At 30.3% G+C, this 18735-nt stretch carries 22 protein-coding genes and 1 tRNA gene; 9 read left to right on the top strand and 14 right to left on the bottom strand.

What is annotated here, in order from left to right:
• Positions 1 to 192: 192 nt before the first annotated feature.
• Positions 193 to 268 (bottom strand) — tRNA-Phe (locus tag CQA69_RS07975).
• Positions 269 to 413: 145 nt separating this feature from the next.
• Here CQA69_RS07975 and CQA69_RS07980 point away from each other — a divergent pair.
• Together CQA69_RS07980 and CQA69_RS07985 are read left to right on the top strand one after the other, a co-directional pair.
• The gene (locus tag CQA69_RS07980) at positions 414 to 1757 is read left to right on the top strand and encodes a TrkH family potassium uptake protein (RefSeq protein WP_137621255.1); all 1344 of its coding nucleotides are present in this window, start codon (positions 414 to 416) and stop codon (positions 1755 to 1757) included.
• Between the two features lie 9 nt (positions 1758 to 1766).
• Positions 1767 to 2414 carry a potassium channel family protein gene (locus tag CQA69_RS07985; RefSeq protein WP_137621256.1) on the top strand — a complete coding sequence of 216 codons (648 nt, stop codon included), beginning with the start codon at positions 1767 to 1769 and terminating at the stop codon, positions 2412 to 2414.
• On the opposite strand, the gene CQA69_RS07990 is transcribed toward CQA69_RS07985, so the two are convergent.
• Genes CQA69_RS07990 through gltX form a run of 4 tightly spaced genes read right to left on the bottom strand, consistent with a single transcriptional unit; the run spans position 2411 to position 6340 of the window.
• The gene (locus CQA69_RS07990) at positions 2411 to 3082 is read right to left on the bottom strand and encodes an MqnA/MqnD/SBP family protein (RefSeq protein WP_137621257.1); all 672 of its coding nucleotides are present in this window, start codon (positions 3080 to 3082) and stop codon (positions 2411 to 2413) included. The genes CQA69_RS07985 and CQA69_RS07990 overlap by 4 nt on opposite strands.
• A gap of 2 nt (positions 3083 to 3084) precedes the next feature.
• Positions 3085 to 3714, bottom strand: a complete 630-nt coding sequence (gene upp / locus CQA69_RS07995) for a uracil phosphoribosyltransferase (protein ID WP_137621258.1) — start codon at positions 3712 to 3714, stop codon at positions 3085 to 3087.
• On the bottom strand, positions 3711 to 4946 hold the full coding sequence (locus CQA69_RS08000) for a malic enzyme-like NAD(P)-binding protein (RefSeq protein ID WP_137621259.1): 1236 nt from the start codon (positions 4944 to 4946) through the stop codon (positions 3711 to 3713). Before CQA69_RS08000 ends, upp begins: the two co-directional genes overlap by 4 nt.
• Before the next feature lie 2 nt (positions 4947 to 4948).
• Entirely contained in the window at positions 4949 to 6340 is a 1392-nt protein-coding gene (gltX, locus tag CQA69_RS08005; protein ID WP_137621260.1) for a glutamate--tRNA ligase, read from the bottom strand.
• 64 nt (positions 6341 to 6404) lie between these two features.
• On the opposite strand from gltX, the gene CQA69_RS08010 reads away from it, so the two are divergent.
• Positions 6405 to 7220, top strand: a complete 816-nt coding sequence (locus CQA69_RS08010; protein WP_137621261.1) for a peptidylprolyl isomerase — start codon at positions 6405 to 6407, stop codon at positions 7218 to 7220.
• A gap of 26 nt (positions 7221 to 7246) precedes the next feature.
• Here the strand turns inward: CQA69_RS08010 and CQA69_RS08015 are convergent, their stop codons facing one another.
• Both CQA69_RS08015 and accB read right to left on the bottom strand, forming a co-directional pair.
• Positions 7247 to 8578: an acetyl-CoA carboxylase biotin carboxylase subunit gene (locus CQA69_RS08015; RefSeq protein WP_137621262.1), complete on the bottom strand. Its 1332-nt coding sequence runs from the start codon at positions 8576 to 8578 to the stop codon at positions 7247 to 7249.
• Positions 8579 to 9034: an acetyl-CoA carboxylase biotin carboxyl carrier protein gene (gene accB, locus CQA69_RS08020; protein ID WP_137621263.1), complete on the bottom strand. Its 456-nt coding sequence runs from the start codon at positions 9032 to 9034 to the stop codon at positions 8579 to 8581. It lies immediately after the preceding gene.
• 149 nt (positions 9035 to 9183) lie between these two features.
• Here accB and dcd point away from each other — a divergent pair, with 149 nt between their 5' ends.
• From dcd to CQA69_RS08045, 5 genes are all read left to right on the top strand, one after another.
• Positions 9184 to 9744 (top strand): dCTP deaminase, encoded by a 561-nt coding sequence (gene dcd / locus CQA69_RS08025; RefSeq protein ID WP_137621264.1) that lies wholly within the window; start codon positions 9184 to 9186, stop codon positions 9742 to 9744.
• A 70-nt stretch (positions 9745 to 9814) separates the two neighbouring features.
• Positions 9815 to 10819, top strand: a complete 1005-nt coding sequence (gene pseB / locus CQA69_RS08030) for a UDP-N-acetylglucosamine 4,6-dehydratase (inverting) (RefSeq protein WP_137621265.1) — start codon at positions 9815 to 9817, stop codon at positions 10817 to 10819.
• On the top strand, positions 10819 to 11949 hold the full coding sequence (gene pseC / locus CQA69_RS08035; protein WP_137621266.1) for a UDP-4-amino-4,6-dideoxy-N-acetyl-beta-L-altrosamine transaminase: 1131 nt from the start codon (positions 10819 to 10821) through the stop codon (positions 11947 to 11949). Before pseB ends, pseC begins: the two co-directional genes overlap by 1 nt.
• Complete coding sequence (locus CQA69_RS08040; RefSeq protein ID WP_171000363.1) at positions 11942 to 13270, top strand: DUF4910 domain-containing protein; 1329 nt, start codon at positions 11942 to 11944, stop codon at positions 13268 to 13270. The genes pseC and CQA69_RS08040 overlap by 8 nt, the downstream gene beginning before the upstream one ends.
• Before the next feature lie 21 nt (positions 13271 to 13291).
• The gene (locus tag CQA69_RS08045; protein WP_137621267.1) at positions 13292 to 14068 is read left to right on the top strand and encodes an AAC(3) family N-acetyltransferase; all 777 of its coding nucleotides are present in this window, start codon (positions 13292 to 13294) and stop codon (positions 14066 to 14068) included.
• On the opposite strand, the gene CQA69_RS08050 is transcribed toward CQA69_RS08045, so the two are convergent.
• From CQA69_RS08050 to CQA69_RS08080, 7 genes are read right to left on the bottom strand one after another with little or no spacing between them, the layout of a single operon-like run.
• Positions 14065 to 14817 carry an SDR family NAD(P)-dependent oxidoreductase gene (locus tag CQA69_RS08050; protein WP_137621268.1) on the bottom strand — a complete coding sequence of 251 codons (753 nt, stop codon included), beginning with the start codon at positions 14815 to 14817 and terminating at the stop codon, positions 14065 to 14067. The two genes, CQA69_RS08045 and CQA69_RS08050, sit on opposite strands and share 4 nt — an antisense overlap.
• Positions 14814 to 15872 carry an aromatic ring-hydroxylating oxygenase subunit alpha gene (locus CQA69_RS08055; RefSeq protein WP_137621269.1) on the bottom strand — a complete coding sequence of 353 codons (1059 nt, stop codon included), beginning with the start codon at positions 15870 to 15872 and terminating at the stop codon, positions 14814 to 14816. Before CQA69_RS08055 ends, CQA69_RS08050 begins: the two co-directional genes overlap by 4 nt.
• Complete coding sequence (locus CQA69_RS08060; RefSeq protein ID WP_171000365.1) at positions 15869 to 16240, bottom strand: 3-oxoacyl-[acyl-carrier-protein] synthase III C-terminal domain-containing protein; 372 nt, start codon at positions 16238 to 16240, stop codon at positions 15869 to 15871. The genes CQA69_RS08055 and CQA69_RS08060 overlap by 4 nt, the downstream gene beginning before the upstream one ends.
• Positions 16237 to 16851 (bottom strand): beta-ketoacyl-[acyl-carrier-protein] synthase family protein, encoded by a 615-nt coding sequence (locus CQA69_RS08065; protein WP_137621271.1) that lies wholly within the window; start codon positions 16849 to 16851, stop codon positions 16237 to 16239. The genes CQA69_RS08060 and CQA69_RS08065 overlap by 4 nt, the downstream gene beginning before the upstream one ends.
• Before the next feature lie 14 nt (positions 16852 to 16865).
• On the bottom strand, positions 16866 to 17090 hold the full coding sequence (locus CQA69_RS08070; RefSeq protein ID WP_137621272.1) for a phosphopantetheine-binding protein: 225 nt from the start codon (positions 17088 to 17090) through the stop codon (positions 16866 to 16868).
• Positions 17091 to 17109: 19 nt separating this feature from the next.
• Positions 17110 to 18141: a ketoacyl-ACP synthase III gene (locus CQA69_RS08075; RefSeq protein ID WP_137621273.1), complete on the bottom strand. Its 1032-nt coding sequence runs from the start codon at positions 18139 to 18141 to the stop codon at positions 17110 to 17112.
• Positions 18138 to 18362 (bottom strand): acyl carrier protein, encoded by a 225-nt coding sequence (locus tag CQA69_RS08080; protein ID WP_137621274.1) that lies wholly within the window; start codon positions 18360 to 18362, stop codon positions 18138 to 18140. Before CQA69_RS08080 ends, CQA69_RS08075 begins: the two co-directional genes overlap by 4 nt.
• A 229-nt stretch (positions 18363 to 18591) precedes the next feature.
• Here CQA69_RS08080 and CQA69_RS09205 point away from each other — a divergent pair.
• A partial coding sequence (locus CQA69_RS09205) for a long-chain fatty acid--CoA ligase (RefSeq protein ID WP_137621275.1) occupies positions 18592 to 18735 on the top strand: 144 nt, incomplete at its 3' end.

The following is an 18735-nucleotide window of genomic DNA, read 5'->3' on the forward strand; positions in this document are numbered from 1 at the left end:
CTAACGGTTGGAAAGCAAGTAGTGAAAGTATCAATTCTTATGTTGGTTCTATAATGGATAGACTTAATAATCTTATAGGACAAACTAGGGTTTAGGTTTATAAAATTTCAATATCAATTTATGATACCCATGAAGTGCTTTTTATTAATTTTTAAAAGATTGTAGAAATAATTTGATTTAAGAATAAGCACATGGTGGTTAGAGGCAGAATCGAACTGCCGACACGCAGATTTTCAGTCTGCTGCTCTACCGACTGAGCTATCCAACCACTATAAAATCTTTATTTGTTTAGAAAATGTAATTCTATCTTTTTTTCTTTAATTTAAGTTTAAATTTTAAGATAAATTTTATTTATCTTAAAGTTTTAATCAGATAAAATGCCGGTTTAAATTAAAAAATTTAATGAGGTTTCTTTGAGACAATTTGGACTAGATAGAAGAACTTTCAAAATTTTATTAATTGGTTATATTATTATCGCTCTAATTGGAGCTGCTCTTTTACATTTAAATTTCGCTCATACAACTCCGATTAATTTTCTTGATGCATTTTTCACAAGCACTTCAGCTGTTAGCATGACAGGATTGGTTGTAAAAAATACCGCAACTGATTTTACTTTCATTGGACAAATTATTATCCTAATGTTAATCCAAATTGGTGGTCTAGGCTATATGAGCATAGGTTTTTTTGTTTATATACTTATACGAAAAAAAGTGGGCTTTAGTGGAAAAAATTTACTTAAGGAGTCTTTATTTTATCCGACTATGGATGGGCTTTTCAAATTTTTTAAAAAAGTTTTACTTTTTATATTTATCATAGAACTAACTGGGGCCGTATTTTTAACAATGCGATTTACGCTTGATATGGATTTTAAGCAAGCTCTTTGGTTTGGAATATTCCACTCTATCAGTGCTTTTAATAATGCTGGTTTTAGTATTTTTGAATACGGACTTTCCGGATATAAACATGATATTGCTATCAATTTAATCATTACTGCTCTTATTATCATTGGTGGGCTTGGATATTTTGTTTTAGTAGAACTTTATTTTTTTCAAAGAAAACGTTTGCAAAATCTTAGTCTCCATGCAAAAGTTGTTGCTATGGCGACTATTTTTTTAATTATTTTTTCAACATTAATCATCTTCGCTTTAGAGTATTCTAACTCTAAAACAATAGGTAATTTTTCTTTTTTTGACAAAATTTTAAGTTCCTATTTTACAGCAGTTAATTATCGCACAGCCGGATTTAGCACGTTAGATATCAATCATTTATATGATGCGAGTTTATTTTTTGGATCTTTATTTATGGTTATAGGTGGAGCACCTGGAGGAACTGCTGGAGGTATGAAAATTACGACAGTGGTTGTGCTTTTATTGTATGCTTATTGGAGTATTCGCGATGGTAGAGTTAGAATATTTGGATACGAAATTTCTCAAGAAACGATATCAAGATCATTTATTATAGCTATAGGTTCAGCAGTTTATATCGTAATAGCTGTTATTTTACTTTCTTTACTAGAGTCTCATTTTGATTTTCTTCCTTTGCTGTTTGAAACTTCTTCAGCATTTGCAACCGTTGGGATTTCAGTAGGTAATGGAGGAACGCTTTCTCTTTGTGCTTTATTTAGTAATCCAAGTAAAATTATCATAATAATAATGATGCTTAGTGGAAGAATCGGCGTTTTTGCGTTTTTTATTTCAGTCTTTAAACAAGATAAAGCAATTCATGTTAAATTTCCAGAAGGAAAAATTAATTTATAAGGATAAATTATGAAAAATATTAGTTATGGGGTTATAGGACTTGGAAAATTCGGATCGGTAGTAGCAGATGAATTAATTATTGGAGGAAACACGGTCATAGTTGCTGATAAAGATGAAGAAGCTTTAAAAAATATCCAAAACCCAAGTTATGCTTATATTCTTGATTCAACAAATATTACAGCTTTAAAGGAAGCGGGTTTTCATGAAGTTGAAGTTGTTATTGTTAGTATTGGAGATAATGTTGAAAAATCAATACTTACTCTAATGGCTCTTAAAGATATAGGGGTTAATAATATCATCGCAAAGGCTACCTCAAATATTCACGGACAAATTTTGTCAAAACTCGGTGCTACTAAAGTCATTTATCCTGAAAAAGAAAGTGCAAAGAGACTGGTTAAAGATTTTCTTGCTAAATCAATTGAATTTGAAATTTTTGATCTTTCTTCAAATACTATTCGCGCAATAAAGCTTAATATAGATGAGAAACTAGCTGGAAATTCTCTTAAGCATATTGCTCAAAATATGCGAGTTATTGCATACAAAAAACTTAATAATGATTGGGAAATAATGCCAGATCTTGAAACAACTGCTGTTTATAGTGGAGATGTTGTAATTCTTTTAGGAACTGCAAAAGAATTGAGAGATTTTGAATATTAAATTTCTTTTTTAAATTTTACTGCATCAACAAAACGCTTTAAGGCTTTTTTTTCCTTATAAGCAATATTGTAGTAAATAACTTCATTTAAATAATACTTAATATCCTTAGTAGATATATCTTTTTTGTGAGCATATTTTTGAAGCATATATTGTGGAATTTTGATTTTTTGTCTAGCAAAACTTTTTAAAATTTTAGAAAAATAAACCTTTTTTTGCATACACGAAAAACGCGCAAAAACAAAAGGTAAATTTGTTTTTTGATACCATAAATAACATAAATCAATATAAGAGCTTGGATCTTGTATATAGAGTTTTAAAGCCTTATCGCCTATGATAACCCTACCCTTTAAGCCTAAAACTTGAGATAGGGCATTTGAAGTAGCAGAACTAGGATCTTTAGCTCTAATAGAATCTTTTTCAACTAAAACACTTAAAACTCTTTTATTTGCACAAATTCCAACATCTAAATTTTTATATTTTTTTCTAACACTCTCAATGCTTGAAGTCATTGCTCCATCAATTCTACGATAAAATAATTCTTTATTAAAATGGCTTGGCTCTCCTTTTTTATAAAAAATGACCGCTTTAAAGCCATTCGGCAAAGGATATTTTTTAAGATATATGGTTAAAGGTAATAAATTAATATAATCAAATTTACCAAAAATCATTCTTATCCTAAGGTATTAAAAACCCTATCTCCGGCATCACCAAGCCCTGGTACTATATAACCCTTTTCATTTAAATTTTCATCAATAGCAGCCACATAAATTTCTATATCTTTATGCACTTTTCTAAAATTTTCAATCCCTTTAGGCGTGACAAGTATTGAAATAAATTTAATTTTTTTCACGCCTTTTGATTTTAAAAATTTACAAGCCTCTATCGCAGTTCCACCCGTAGCAAACATAGGATCTATAACAATAGCTACGCGTTTAGCTGCATCTTGTGGAATTTTTTCAAAATAAAAATCTGCCTTAAGAGTTTCTTCATTTCTTGCAAAACCCAAAAAACCTACACTAGCATCAGGAATCAATCTAAAAACACTCTCAAGCATACCCAAAGCGGCTCTTAAAATAGGGCAAATCATAATTTTTTCATTTAATTTTTTTACCTTGGCATTTGAAACAGGAGTTTGGATTTGAATTTCTTTTAAATTCAAATCCTTAGTTGCTTCAAAAAGTAAAAAAGTTGAAATTTCATCAATCAACATTCTAAATTGAAAAGGCTTAGTACCTTGATCACGCAAAAGACCTAATTTATGTTCTACCAAAGGATGGTTTGTGCAAAAAACTTTGTTCATTTTAGACTTTCAAAATAGGCTTTTTCATCAAATTCCTTAATCAAAGCCACCCCATCCTTAACGGCCGCTGTAGCTACTGCAGTGCTTACTGCTGCTTTTACTCTTTCATCAAAAGGTTTTGGGATCACATATTCTCTACCAAATTCTAAAAAGTCAATTTCATAAGCCTTTTTAACCGCATTGCTCACAGGCAATTTTGCCAAATCAGCCAAGGCTCTTGCTGCGGCTATTTTCATATTTTCAGTAATTTTAGTTGCTCGAACATCTAAAGCACCTCTAAAAATAAAAGGAAAACCTAAAACATTATTGATTTGATTAGGATAATCACTTCTTCCAGTACCTACGATCGCATCTTTTCTAAGCCTTGCAACATCTTCAGGCATAACCTCTGGAATAGGATTTGCCAAGGCAAAAATAACAGGATCTTTAGCCATACTTAAAACCATTTCATCATCAAGAATTTTTGGAGCACTAAGTCCTAAAAATACATCAGCACCCCTTAAAGCCTCTTTTAATGTTTTTTCTTTAGATTCTACAGCAAATTCAAGTTTTTGCGGGGTTAAATCATTTCTATCTTTACTAACCACACCTTTACTATCAACTAAAACAATATGTTCAACTCCTAAATTTCGATACATTTTAGCACTAGCAATTCCTGCAGCACCTGCACCACTTACTACCACTTTAATATCTTTAAATTTTTTTCCGCTAATTTCCATAGCATTCATAAGTCCTGCGGTTGAAATAATAGCTGTTCCATGCTGATCGTCATGCATTACAGGAATTCCAAGATCTTGTAAAGCCGCTTCAATCTCAAAACATTTTGGTGCAGCAATATCTTCTAAATTAATTCCTCCAACCGTTGGAGCTAAGGCTTTGCAAAATGCAACAATTTCTTCAACACTATGGACATCAACTTCTATATCAAAAGCATTTACATTTGCAAATTTTTTAAACAAACAAGCCTTACCTTCCATGACTGGTTTAGAAGCTTGTGCTCCAATATTTCCCAGTCCTAAAACCGCAGAACCATCACTTACAATAGCAACTAAATTTGCCTTACTTGTATAAACATAAGCAAGTTCTTTATCTTTGGCTATTTCTAAACAAGGTTCAGCTACACCAGGACTATAAGCCAAAGATAATTCGTGATTTGTATCCATAGACTTTGACGCAATGACATTAATTTTACCACCTAAATGATATTCCAAAGCTTCTTTTTTTGAATACATTTTTATTTTCTCCTAAATTTTAAAAAATTTTCTATTCTTTTTTTACACTCATCTACCCCCAAAAACTCCAAAACTTCAAAAATACTAGGGCTTACAGCATTTCCTGTTAAAGCTATGCGTATAGGCTGAGCTAAATCTTTTAATTTTACATCATTTTTTTGTAAGAATTCATTAGTAAAACTTTCAAAATCACTCGAAGTCCGATGATTACTTAATTCTTCTGCATATTTTTTTAATAAAAAAAGATTTTTTTCATTAACAAATTTATTAACAGCTTGTTCATCATAGCTTTTAGGTTCTTCTATAATACTTTTAGCTCCACCGATAATTTCAAGTAAAGTTTTAGCACGCTCTCTTAATAAATCTAATAAAAATTCAGCTTTTTTATAGATCGATAAGTCAAATCCGAGCTCTTTAAGCTGATGATTAATTTCTTCAAAAGGCAAGGTTTTTATGTAATGTGCATTAAGCCATTCTAGCTTTTTAAAATTATAACAAGATGCACTTTTATTAATATGATTTGGATCAAAAAGTTTTTTTAGATCTTCAAGTGAAAAAATTTCATCATCACCATGACTCCAACCTAAACGCACAAGAAAATTCAGTAAAGCTTGAGGTAAAATTCCCATAGCTTTATATTCCATAACATCAGTAGCACCGTGACGTTTCGAGAGTTTTTTTCCATCTTCTCCATGAATCATAGCTACATGATAAAATTTTGGGATCTTAAACCCCAAAGCTTCATAAAGAATGATTTGTTTTGGAGTATTAGAAAGATGATCATCTCCACGAATCACATCACTTACTCCCATTAAAGCATCATCAATAACAACAGTGAAATTATAGGTAGGCGTTCCATCACTTCTTGCGATGATAAAATCATCTAAAATATCTTCAACCTTAAATTTAACCTCACCCTTAATACCATCTAAGAAACAAATTTCTCCATTTTGAGGTGCTTTGATACGCACAACAGGTTCTATTCCTTGAGGTGGTGTGCCTTTAAAATCTCTATATCTTCCATCATATTTTGGACGCTCTTTAGCTGCTTCTTGCTTGTTGCGCAATTCTTCTAATTCTTCTTTGCTCATATAACAATAATAGGCTTTATCTTCGTCTAAAAGCTTTTGGATATATTTTTTATAAATTTCAAAACGTTCAGATTGGTAAGTAATTTCTCCATCATAATCGAGTCCACACCATTTAAAAGCTTCTATAATAGCTTCGGTTGCTTCCTTGGAATTTCTTTTTAAATCTGTATCTTCGATACGAAGTAAAAAATTTCCATTATTTTTTCTAGCATACAAATAACTATAAAGTGCAGTTCTTAAACCACCAATATGTAGATATCCTGTAGGACTTGGAGCGAAACGAGTTACAATTTTTTCTTCCATTTTTTGCCTTTTCTTAAATTTTTATTGATATAATGCGATATTTACACTTAAATAAAGGTTTGAAATGAAAAAAATTTTATTAAGTTTTTATTTTTTTGCAAATTTAGCAAGCGCCAATACAATTGATGCAATTGCTGTAGTTGTTGATAAAGAGCCTATTACAACTTATGATATTAAGCAAACAATGAAAAATCTAAACATTTCTAAAGATAAGGCTTTACAAATACTCATCAATAAAAAAATAGAAAAATCCCAAATGAGACGATTTGGAATTTTTACAAGTGAATTAGAGCTTGATAATGCTATAGATAAAATGCTTTCGCAAAACAATATTACACTCGATACGCTTAAGGCTAACCTAAAAATCAAGGGACAGACTTACAAGCAATTTAGAGAAAATTTCAAACAAGATTTAGAAAAAAGAAAATTATACGAACAAATAGCAAATACCGCTAAAATAGATTTTAGCGATATAGGAGCTCAAAATTTCTTTGAACAACACCAAGATAAGTTTAGTATTTTTACAGAAATAGCTGTAAAAATTTATACCTCGAAAAATGTAAAATTTTTAGAATCTTTAAAAACAAGTAAAAACACTATGCTTAAAGCTGAAAATGCTATTCTTACACCAAATAACGCAGATCCTAGACTTTTAAGTCTCTTATCTCAAATTCCTATAGGGCAATTTTCTCCAATTTTAAATTCTAAAAATGGCTATCAAATTTATAAGGTGGAAAATAAAAATGGAATGCAAACACCAGAATTTGAACAAATTAAGAATGAAGTTTTAAATGTCTATGTTGGTGAACAAAGACAAAATTATATTCAAGATTATTTTGATAAATTACATTCAAAAATAAATATAGAGTATTTAAGATAAAATCTAGGATAAAAACCCTAGATTTATTAGTGTCTAGAAAGATAATTTGTATCGTAATTATTTTCAATAAAATCTTTATTATCCATCATTGCAAGATGAAAATCTTTAGTGGTTTTAATCCCACTTACAATAAGTTCATTTAAAGCTACCTTCATTTTAGAAATAGCCTTATGGCGATCTTCTGCCCAGACTACAAGCTTTCCTATCATAGAATCATAATAAGGTGGTACAGAATAATCCTGATAACAATGACTTTCCATTCTTACATTACGACCTGCTGGAGCAACATATTTTGTAATCTTGCCAGGACAAGGTAAAAAGGTTTGAGAATCCTCGGCTGTAATTCTGCATTCTATAGAATGGCCTTTTAAACAAATATTTTCTTGAGAAGGTAAAGCATAACCTTCTGCAACTTTAATCATTTGCTCGATAATATCAATACCGCTTACCATTTCACTAACACAATGCTCAACCTGTAAACGTGTATTCATTTCTATAAAATAAAAATCTAAATTTTTATCCACTAAAAACTCAAATGTTCCTGCTCCCTCATAACCTATAGCTTTAGCCGCCTTGACGGCAGTTTCGTGAAGTCTTGAGCGTGTCTTTTCATCAAGTAAAATTGCGGGAGATTCTTCGATCAATTTTTGATGGCGTCTTTGCATAGAGCAATCTCTTTCTCCAATATGAATCACATTTCCAAAACTATCTCCAATCACTTGTACTTCAATATGACGTGGATTTTGGATATATTTTTCCATATACATAGTGCCATCTCCAAAAGCTGTCATGGCTTCACTTTCAGCAGACCAATAAGCCTTTTCAAGATCCTTTTCATTTTCAACAACTCTCATACCGCGACCACCACCACCTGCTGCAGCCTTTAAAATCACAGGATAGCCGATTTTCTTAGCAAGCTTTTTAGCCGCTTCGGCACCTGCTAAAGCTCCATCACTTCCTGGAATAACAGGAACACCTGCTCTTTGCATAACTTGCTTAGCTTTGCTTTTATCACTCATTAAATTCATAGCCTCTACAGAAGGACCTATAAATTTGATATTATGTTTAGTGCAAATTTCAACAAAATTTTGATTTTCACTTAAAAAACCATAACCTGGAAAAATAGCATCCGCTTCAGCAATTTCAGCTGCAGTAATAATAGCTGGAATATTTAGATAGCTTTCAGAACTTCTTGCTTTCCCTATACAAATACTCGCATCAGCATATTTTAAATACAAAGCATCTTTATCCGCTTCAGAATATACACAAATTGCTTTTTTGCCCATTTCCTTAATTGTTCTTAAAGCTCTTAAAGCGATTTCTCCTCTATTAGCTATTAGAATACTTTTAATTTCCATCTATAATTTCTCCACTGCAAATAAAGGCATACCAAATTCTACAGGCTGCCCATCGGCAACTAGAATTTCTACAATTCGACAATCAAATTCAGCTTCAATTTCATTCATAATCTTCATAGCTTCAACTATAGCAATCGCATCGCCTTTTTTTACAGTGCTACCTACTTTTACAAAAGAGGCAGCGCCTGGACTTGGAGCTTGATAAAATGTCCCTACCATAGGACTATTTATAGTTGGATGATTTGATTTTGTATGTTTAGAAGAATGTGTTTCATTCACAACATTAACATTAATAGGTTGTGGAGCTGGTGTTGTCGGAAAAACTGGCGCTGGAGTATCACAGTACATATCTCTTTCAAGCTCAATTTCAAAACCATCTTGCTCTTTAATCTTAATCTTGCTGATATTAGCTTCTGCAAATAAATTTACTAATTCTTTAATCTCTTCTTTTGTCATAAATTTCTCCTGATTTTAAGAACTTAATCTAATTTAATATTATATTGAAAAACTTAAAATTTAACTTTAAAAAGTAAAATTTTTCCCAAAATTATAGAATTTTAAGCTATAATCTCAAACAAAAAGAGTTTATTGATTTAAGGTAAGAAATGGGATTAAAAGCAGATAATTGGATTAGAAAAATGGCATTGGAACACAAAATGATAGAACCATTTTGCGAAGCAAATATAGGCAAAGGTGTTGTAAGTTACGGACTTTCAAGCTATGGTTATGATATACGTGTGGGACGCGAATTTAAGATTTTTACTAATGTCAATTCTACAGTGGTTGATCCTAAAAACTTCGTAGAGGAAAATGTGGTTGATTTTGTGGGTGATATTTGCATAGTTCCTGCTAATTCTTTTGCACTTGCTAGAACGATAGAATATTTTAAAATGCCTAATGATGTTTTAGCTATTTGTCTTGGTAAAAGCACCTATGCAAGATGTGGCATCATAGTCAATGTAACTCCATTTGAGCCTGGATTTGAAGGACATATTACCATAGAAATTTCAAACACCACTCCTTTGCCTGCTAAAATTTACGCCAATGAAGGCATAGCCCAAGTTTTATTTTTGCAAGGTGATGAAGTATGTGATACAACTTATCGCGATAAAAAAGGTAAATATCAAGCCCAAACAGGTATAACCTTACCTAGAATTTTAAAATAAATTTTATGGAACATTTATTGCTTAAAATTCTTAAAAAACATTGAAATAAAGTATTTATAAAGGAGGATAAATGTTTAACGGAAAAAATATTCTTATAACAGGTGGAACAGGAAGCTTTGGAAAGGCTTATACTAAAATTTTACTCCAAAATTATAAGCCGAATAAAATCATTATTTTTTCAAGAGATGAATTGAAACAATTTGAAATGGCAATTTCTTTCAATCAGCCTTGTATGCGATACTTTATAGGAGATGTAAGAGATAAAGAAAGATTAAACTATGCTATGAATGATGTCGATTACGTTATCCATGCAGCTGCTATGAAACATGTTCCTGTGGCTGAATATAATCCTATGGAATGTATCAAAACCAATATCAACGGTGCACAAAATGTGATCGATGCTTGTCTAGAAAACAATGTTGAGAAATGTATTGCACTTTCTACAGATAAAGCGTGCAATCCGGTTAATCTATACGGTGCAACCAAACTTGCAAGCGATAAACTTTTTGTCGCGGCAAACAATATCGCGGGAAATAAAAATACACGATTTAGCGTTGCTAGATATGGAAATGTCGTTGGTTCAAGAGGTTCTGTTGTGCCATTTTTTAAAAAATTAATCAAAGAAGGCGCCAAAGAACTTCCTATCACAGATGAAAGAATGACAAGATTTTGGATTAGTCTTGAAGATGGAGTTAAATTTGTTTTAAATAATTTTGAAATTATGCACGGCGGAGAAGTTTTTGTTCCAAAAATTCCATCGATGAAAATTACAGATTTAGCCCATACTTTAGCACCTGATTTAAAAACAAAAATTATCGGCATTAGACCAGGAGAAAAATTGCATGAAACAATGATTTCAAGCGATGATAGCCATTTAACTTATGAATTTAATAAATACTATGTTATTAGCCCAAGTATTAAATTTACAAATGTTAAAAGTGATTTTAGTATTAATGCTAAGGGCGAAAAAGGACAAAAAGTTCCAGATGGCTTTTCTTATAGCTCAGATAATAATAAAGAATGGGTCAGCGAACAAGACCTTTTAGATATCATCAATCATACGGAATTTGAATAATGCTTACCTACTCTCACCAAAATATCGATCAAAGCGATATTGAAGCAGTTATTGATGCCTTAAAAGGAGAAATTTTAACAGGTGGAAAAAAAGCTGAAGAATTTGAACAAGCTTTGTGTGAATATGTTGATGTAAAATACGCTTGTGTTTTAAACTCAGCTACTTCAGCTTTGCATCTAGCTTATAACGCCTTAGATATAAAAAACAAAATCGTTCTTACTACACCTCTTACTTTTGCAGCTACAGCAAATGCGGCCTTAATGGCTGGTGCAAAGGTTGAATTTATCGACATTAAAAGCGATGGAAATATTGATGAAAAAAAGTTAGAACAAAGGCTAAAAACAAAAAGTGATAATGTGGGGGCGATTTGTGTTGTTGATTATGCGGGCAATAGTGTCGAAATGGATGAAATTTACAAGCTTTGTAAAAATCATAATATTCCTTTGATTGATGATGCAAGTCACGCTTTAGGGGCTTGCTATAAAGGTGAAAAAGTAGGAAGAAAAGCTGATTTAAATATTTTTTCTTTTCATCCTGTAAAGCCTATCACTACTTTTGAGGGTGGTGCAGTCCTTAGTAATAATAAAGAACTTATAGAAAAAATCAAACTTCTAAGAAGTCACGGCATAGTTAAAAAAAGACTTTGGGATAGCGATATGATCGATCTTGGTTATAATTACCGCTTAAGTGATGTTGCTTGTGCTTTAGGGATAAATCAACTTAAAAAACTAGATAACAATCTAAAAAAACGAGAAGAAATTGCCCAATTTTACGATAAAGAATTTGAAAAAAATCCTTATTTCTCCATCATTAAAATCAAAGATTATAAAAAAAGCTCAAGACATTTATATCCTATTTTGCTTTTTCCTGAATTTTATTGTCAAAAAGAAGATATTTTTAAGGCTCTATTAGATAAAGGTATCGGGGTGCAAGTGCATTACAAACCTACCTATAAATTTAGTTTTTATCAAAAACTCTTAGGACAAATAAAACTTGAAAATGCGGATAATTTTTACAAAGCAGAGCTTAGCATTCCTTGTCATCAAGAAATGACTTTGCAAGATGCTAAATTTGTAAAAGATACTTTGTTTGACATACTTGAAAAAACCAAAAAGGGATATTGTGGATAGTTTGGATTTTAGAAGTACAAACTTTGAAAATACTGGCAAAGCAATGTATGAGCTTGCTAAAACACTCTTTCCAATCTGTAGAAGTATAACAGGACAAGGCTTTAGAGATAGTTTGCAAATTTTAAATCATACTCTTGAGGGGGGGGGTAATTTACAAATTCACTCCATTAAAAGTGGAACAAAAGTTTTTGACTGGATAGTTCCACCTGAATGGCACATAAAAGATGCCTATATCATCACTCCAGATGGAGAAAAAATTTGTGATTTTAAAAAGCATAATTTGCATATTTTAAACTATAGCGAAAGTATCGATAAAGAAATAGAACTTGATAAATTGCAAGAACACCTTTACTCACTTGAAGAAAAACCTGATGCTATTCCTTATGTAACGAGTTATTATAAAAGGCGTTGGGGATTTTGCATCACACACAATGAAAGAAAAAAACTAAAGCAAGGAAAATACCGCGTTTTTATTGATACTAAACACGATGAAAGTGGCGTTTTAAATTACGCAGATTTTATTATCCCTAGCACACAAAATTCCAAAGAAGAAATTCTCATCTCTACTTATCTTTGCCATCCTTCTATAGCAAATAATGAAATTAGCGGTCCAATAGTAACGATCTATCTTGCCAAATGGCTTTTAAATTTAAAAGAGCGAAAATACAATTATCGTTTTGTCATAGTCCCTGAAACCATAGGTTCTATCGTTTATATCCATAAACATTTACAACATTTACAAAAATATACTAAGGCAGGTTTTGTGCTTTCATGTTTAGGCGATGATAATGCTTACTCGCTGGTGCATTCACCTTCCCAAAATACTCTTTCAGATAAAGTCGCTTTACATACTTTAAAAAATAAAGAAAATTTTAAAAAATTTAGCTTTTTAGATCGCGGATCTGATGAAAGACAATATAACGCTCCACTTGTAAATCTAGGAGTTGTTGGGGTATGTCGCTCAAAATACTTAGACTATGAAGAATATCATACTTCTAAAGATGACTTAAATTTTATAAGCTCTAAGGGCTTAATGGGCGGACTTAAAGCTATGCAAGAGATCGTTTTAAATTTAGAAATCAATGAAACTTATAAAAATACTATAATTTGCGAACCAAATCTTGGCAAACGAGGACTTTATCATACACTAAGTACAGCTAATGATATTCCTTTGGCTTGTAATTTTTTAGCTTATTGTGATGGAAAAAACGATATCATCGATATCGCTGAAATTTTAAATATGCAAGCTTATGAATTTAAAGATCTTTTAGAAAAAATATTGGAATTTAAACTTTTGCAAACATCAAATATGAAGACTTGATTTATATCCAAAGGAACTCTTATGAAAGGTTTATTTAAATATCAAAATAAAAAATATACTCAAGATGATCTGATTAAAACCCTATATAATTTAGGCGTAAAAAAAGGTGATATTATCTGTGTTCACAATGAAATTTATAGTTTTGGTATACCACTTTTGCCTATTAAAGATTTTTTAAATGCTCTAATAGAATGTCTATTTGAAACTATAGGAGAAAATGGAACTTTGATAATACCTACTTTTACTTATAGTTTTTGCAATAATGAAGTTTATGATAAATTAAATTCAAAATGCAGAGTAGGAGCTTTAGGAGAATTTTTTAGAAAACAAACCGGAGTAAAAAGAACTAATGATCCTATTTTTTCTTTTGCAATTAAAGGTGCTAAAGAAGATTTATTTTTAAATCAAGAACAAAAGTCTTGTTTTGATGAAAATTGCCTCTATGCTATTCTTGTAAAAAATAAGGGTAAAATTTTAAATTTTGGAAATAAAGATTGTTTTACCTTTGGACATTATCCTATGGAAAAAGTTGGGGTTGATTATAGATATTTTAAAGAATTTAAGGGCTTAATTATTGATGAAGAAGGTCAAAATTATCACAAAAGTATTCAATATTATGTAAGAGAGCTTGATGCTTATGAAACAGATGAAAAAATCATAAAATTTTTAGAAAACAAATCTTATTTTAATAAAATAGCCTTTGGTGGAACTTTTTTAAATCTAATTGATGCTCAAGCATTTTATGAGGATTTGATTCAAGCTTACAAACAGGATGGTCATATTTTTAGAGCTAATTAATACAAAGCCCTACCACCATCCATAACAATACTTTGCCCACTCATCCAAGCACTTAAAGGACTGAGTAAAAAAACACATAAATTAGCAATATCATCTTCTTTGCCCACGCCCAAAGGATATAATTTTTCAAGTTCTAGATTATAGCCATCACTTCGGATACTAGAAGCCTTATGAGTCATTTCCGTATCAACATGAGCAGGTAATATACTATTAATCCTAAAGTTAAATTTTGCAAAATCTTTCACTAGACTAGTAGCAAGAGTATCAAGAGCACCTTTTGAAGCATCATAAATACTCATTGAAGATACACTCATTTTCAAAGAAGCCGAGCTGATTAAAACGGTACTTAAATTTTCTGATTTTCTTTTATCATAAAGACATTTTAACAATTCCAAGCAACTAAAAAAATTTACGTCAAATATTTTTTTCGCTTCTTCTATATCAATCATTCTTAGCGGTTTAACACATGATGTTCCAGAAAAATAGGCCATAGCATTAATTTTTCCATACTTTTTTACAATATCATCTACCAAATTTTTAATTCCATCTTGAATATAGAAATCATAAATTTTATATTCTAAATTTTTACATTCTTTTTGTAATTGCTTTAAATTTTCTTCACGTCTTGCTATGGCTATAACTTTAGCCCCAAGAGAATCTAAAATTTTACATGTTTGTTTGCCTAAACCGCTACTTGCTCCAGCAATTAAACAAATTTTATCTTTTAAATGAAAAAAATCTTCTCTCATTTTTCCTCCTTCATTGCCTTTTCATATTGATCATGGAAATATAAAATCCTTTTTTCTAAATTTTTAGCATAGTGAAATTTTAAATCATCCAAAAATAAACTTCCTTGCACCAAATTAGTCGCTTGTGCATCTTCTTTAAAAATCGTTTTATTCATCGATATAACTTCATTTGCAAAAAGTTCAACATCATGCTTTGCCTTTGTTATATAATTTCTTGAAATAAAATGCGTCTTATTAAAAGTGCGAGGAAAATAATTTTGTATAGAATAAGCATAACCAAAGGTAGAACTAATGATAGTAAATGGAAACAAATGATAAGAAAAATATTTATCCTCAAAGTAATTATCTTCTAAAAAAATAGCTTGATTTCTTTTTAGTTTAGAATAAATTTTTTCATTTTTAATATTTGCACAAGTTTTAGAATTAAAACCTATAAATTTTGGATTGTCTTCTAAACTTAAAATTCCTAAAGATTTTGGGTGTACACAGCCTACATGATAAGCCTCCAAACTATTTTCTATACCCACTTTCCAATTAGAATGATAATTAATTGGGGCATTAAGACCATTAAAAAGATCGATGCTTTTGCTGATTTGTTCTAATTCTTCATAAAAGCCTTTAAGCTGTTCTTTTAATTCGTATTTTGGATCATGAGAAAAAAAGATAAAATCTCCGCAAAATGCAAGTTTAAGCTTAAAAAGATCGATCTTTTCATTTTCATCAAATTCGCTTTTCATCGCAATGGAAAGTTTTTGATTTTTATAAGTCCAATGATGATAAAAACATTTTATTTCTCCATTAGATTTAAAAATACTTTCATTGTTTCCAAAATTTAAAAGCTTAGCTCCGCGGTGAGGACAAATATTATAAAAAGCAACAATATTATCTTTATCGTTATAAATTACGACTTCAAAGTCATAAATTTTTAAGATAATATAATCTTTATCATTTTTAACTTCTTCTTTATGGCAACCAAAAATCCAAAATTTTTTATATAAATTTTCACATTCTAATTTTTCAGTGTCAAAATGGATATAATCATTAACTTGTTTCATCTTTTTTCCAATTCATTATTTTTATAAATTAAACTACAAGAACAATCCAAATTTTCCAAGATGCAAGTTCCTATAGAAAAGCCGACTCCAAAACCCATAAGCATTACATTTTTATAATCTTGATCCTTAGTATCGCTAATAAGTAAAGGGATAGAATTCGAACTTGTATTTCCAAAATTTTTCATATTATTTGGAAGCTTTCCTTGAACACCTAGTTTTTCCTCTAAATAAGAAAGCAAAAAAGTATTAGCTTGATGAAAATACAATTTAGAAAGTTCTTCTTTTTTTAAAGAAGCAAACTCTAGTATTTTTTTAAATTCTAAAGGCAAGTGTTTAAGGGTAAAATCAAAGACTTCAACCCCTTTCATTTGCATATACTCCCCCCCCCATAAGGAGCTATGATGCAATCATATCCTTCGCCCAAAGTCTTAAAACAAAAATAGCTTTGACAAGCTTTATTTTCAATCGCTGTACAACTTACACCATCACCAAAAAGAAAAGCAGTGTCTCTACTATTAAAATCCACCACATCACTACTTATATCACCAGCAAAAAGCAAGACTCGTTTTAAGCCATTAGTAATATAATTATAAGCGATATTAAGCCCATAAACATAGCCGCTACAACCCAAATTGACATCAAAAGCTAAGAAATTATCCCTCCTTAAGCCTAAAACTCCCTGTAAATAACAAGCCATAGCTGGAAATCGAAATTCATTGCTTTGAGAAACCACTATAATGGCATCAATACTATCTTTATCCCAAGAAAGAGTTTTTAAGGTTTCATCAGCTGCCATCAAATACAAATCACTGATTTTTTCTTTATCTTTATTAAGAATATATCTTTGCTCAACGCCGATTTGTTTAATGATCTTTTTCTTATCTTTTTCATCAAAATTGTCTATTTGAGAATTTACAATTTTTTTGCTTGGCACAATAGAACAAATATGCGCTATGCTTCCTTGATGAAATTTTTGCATACTCAAGCTCTAAATTAATCAATTTTAGCTAATTTTAAAACATCTGATACAGTTTTTAAACTAGTGATTTGATCTGAAGTAATATTTATTTGCAATTTTGTATCAAAAAGAGTCATTAAACTCAAAAAAGCCAAACTATCCCAATCTTCAAAATCAGCCAAAACACTATCCTCTTTTAGCATTCCTTCCTCTAACATCAAAATTTCTTCTAATGCTTTAAACATTTCTTGCTTATTCATATTTATCCTCCTAATTAAATTAAGCAAACAATAATTCACTTTTAAAATCAAGTTTGTTAAAAAAAACAACTCCTATAGATAATCCTACTCCAAAACCAGCCATAATTACATTTGATTTTTGATAAGATTTTTCCTCTGCTAGTAAAATTGCTATGGAAGTACAAGAGGTATTTCCATAGGCTTTGATATTAATTGGAAACGACTCATCTTTAATCTTTAACTTTTCTTTTATTTGCTCTAAAGCATAATAATTTGCTTGATGAAGAAAGAAACTGTTGATATTCTCAATTTCTAAATTTTGTGATTTTAATAGTTTTAAAATAATCTCTGTAACATTTCTATAAGTAAAATTAAAAACTTCCAAGCCATTCATTTCCATACAAGATCTGATATTGATATTTCCATCTTCATCTTCATATTCCTTAAACGAGTCCTCACGCATAGGATATGCACTTCCACCATGCGGAACAATGATAGCATTTCTTCCCGATCCATCAGTTTCAAACATAAAATCCGCTTCAAAACCTAAAGCATATTCTAAAGCTGTGCAACTAGCCGCATCACTAAACAAAAAGGCTATAGATCTATTTTTAGGGTAGACAAAATCATTTATAGGATCTCCCACAAAAAGTAAAATTTTATCACAATTTTCGCTTAAATGACTCATAGCGCAAAAAAGTCCATAAACATATCCTGAGCATCCCATTACTACATCATAAGCAAAACAATCCTTACTTAATCCTAATTCATCTTGCAATAAAACCGCTGTAGAAGGAAATCTATATTCATGATTTTGCGAAACAACAATCACTCCTTTGATTTCTTCTTTTTTCCAGCCTAATTTTTCAATGGTTTGCAAACCTGCTTTTTTATAAAGACTCATCATGGTTTCATTGGCATCTCTATCTAAAACATAACGCTCTTTGATCCCTGAAAGACGAATTATTTTATTTTTAGTTTTTTCATCAAAATAGGGATTATCTATATTTTGAATCTTTTTAGAAGGAAAAATACCACACACATAAGAAATTTTTTTATCTTTTAGTTTCATATAAATTTTCCTAACTCTAATAAATCTTTTATTGTTTTCTTTTTTTTAATTTCCATAGGAAAAACCTCTATATTTAATTTTTTTTCATAAAGCATAGAAATTTCCAAAGCTGCTATACTATCAAAGTCTGAAAAAAAATTAAGTTCAGTTTCTTCTTTTAAATTATTCTCATCAGTCATTAAAATTTCAGCAATGGCTTTTAAAAATTCTTTTTTATCCACGAAAACCTCCAAAAACTATGTAATACATTCCATATCGTCCATTATTAAATAAAAATTAATATATTCTAACATAATTTTTTATAAATTAACCATATCTAATAAATAGTAAATCCTTAAAAAAATATTAAAATAATACTTTATTCTAATGAATTTATCCACAATCCAAATATAAACATTAATTAAAAGAAAATAAGATAGAATACTAAAAGACTACAAACAAAGGAAAGCAATGCTCACCCACATCTATAACTTCTTAGAAAAAAGTGTTGAAAATTTTAGTGAAAAAATAGCCTTTGTTGAACCTTTTGCTAAAAAAGAAATCACCTATAAAGAATTTGATCTTTATTCTAAAAAAGTTGCTAGTGAAATTCTA

Source organism: Campylobacter estrildidarum (genome assembly GCF_005406205.1).
GTDB classification, from domain to species: Bacteria; Campylobacterota; Campylobacteria; order Campylobacterales; family Campylobacteraceae; genus Campylobacter_D; species Campylobacter_D estrildidarum.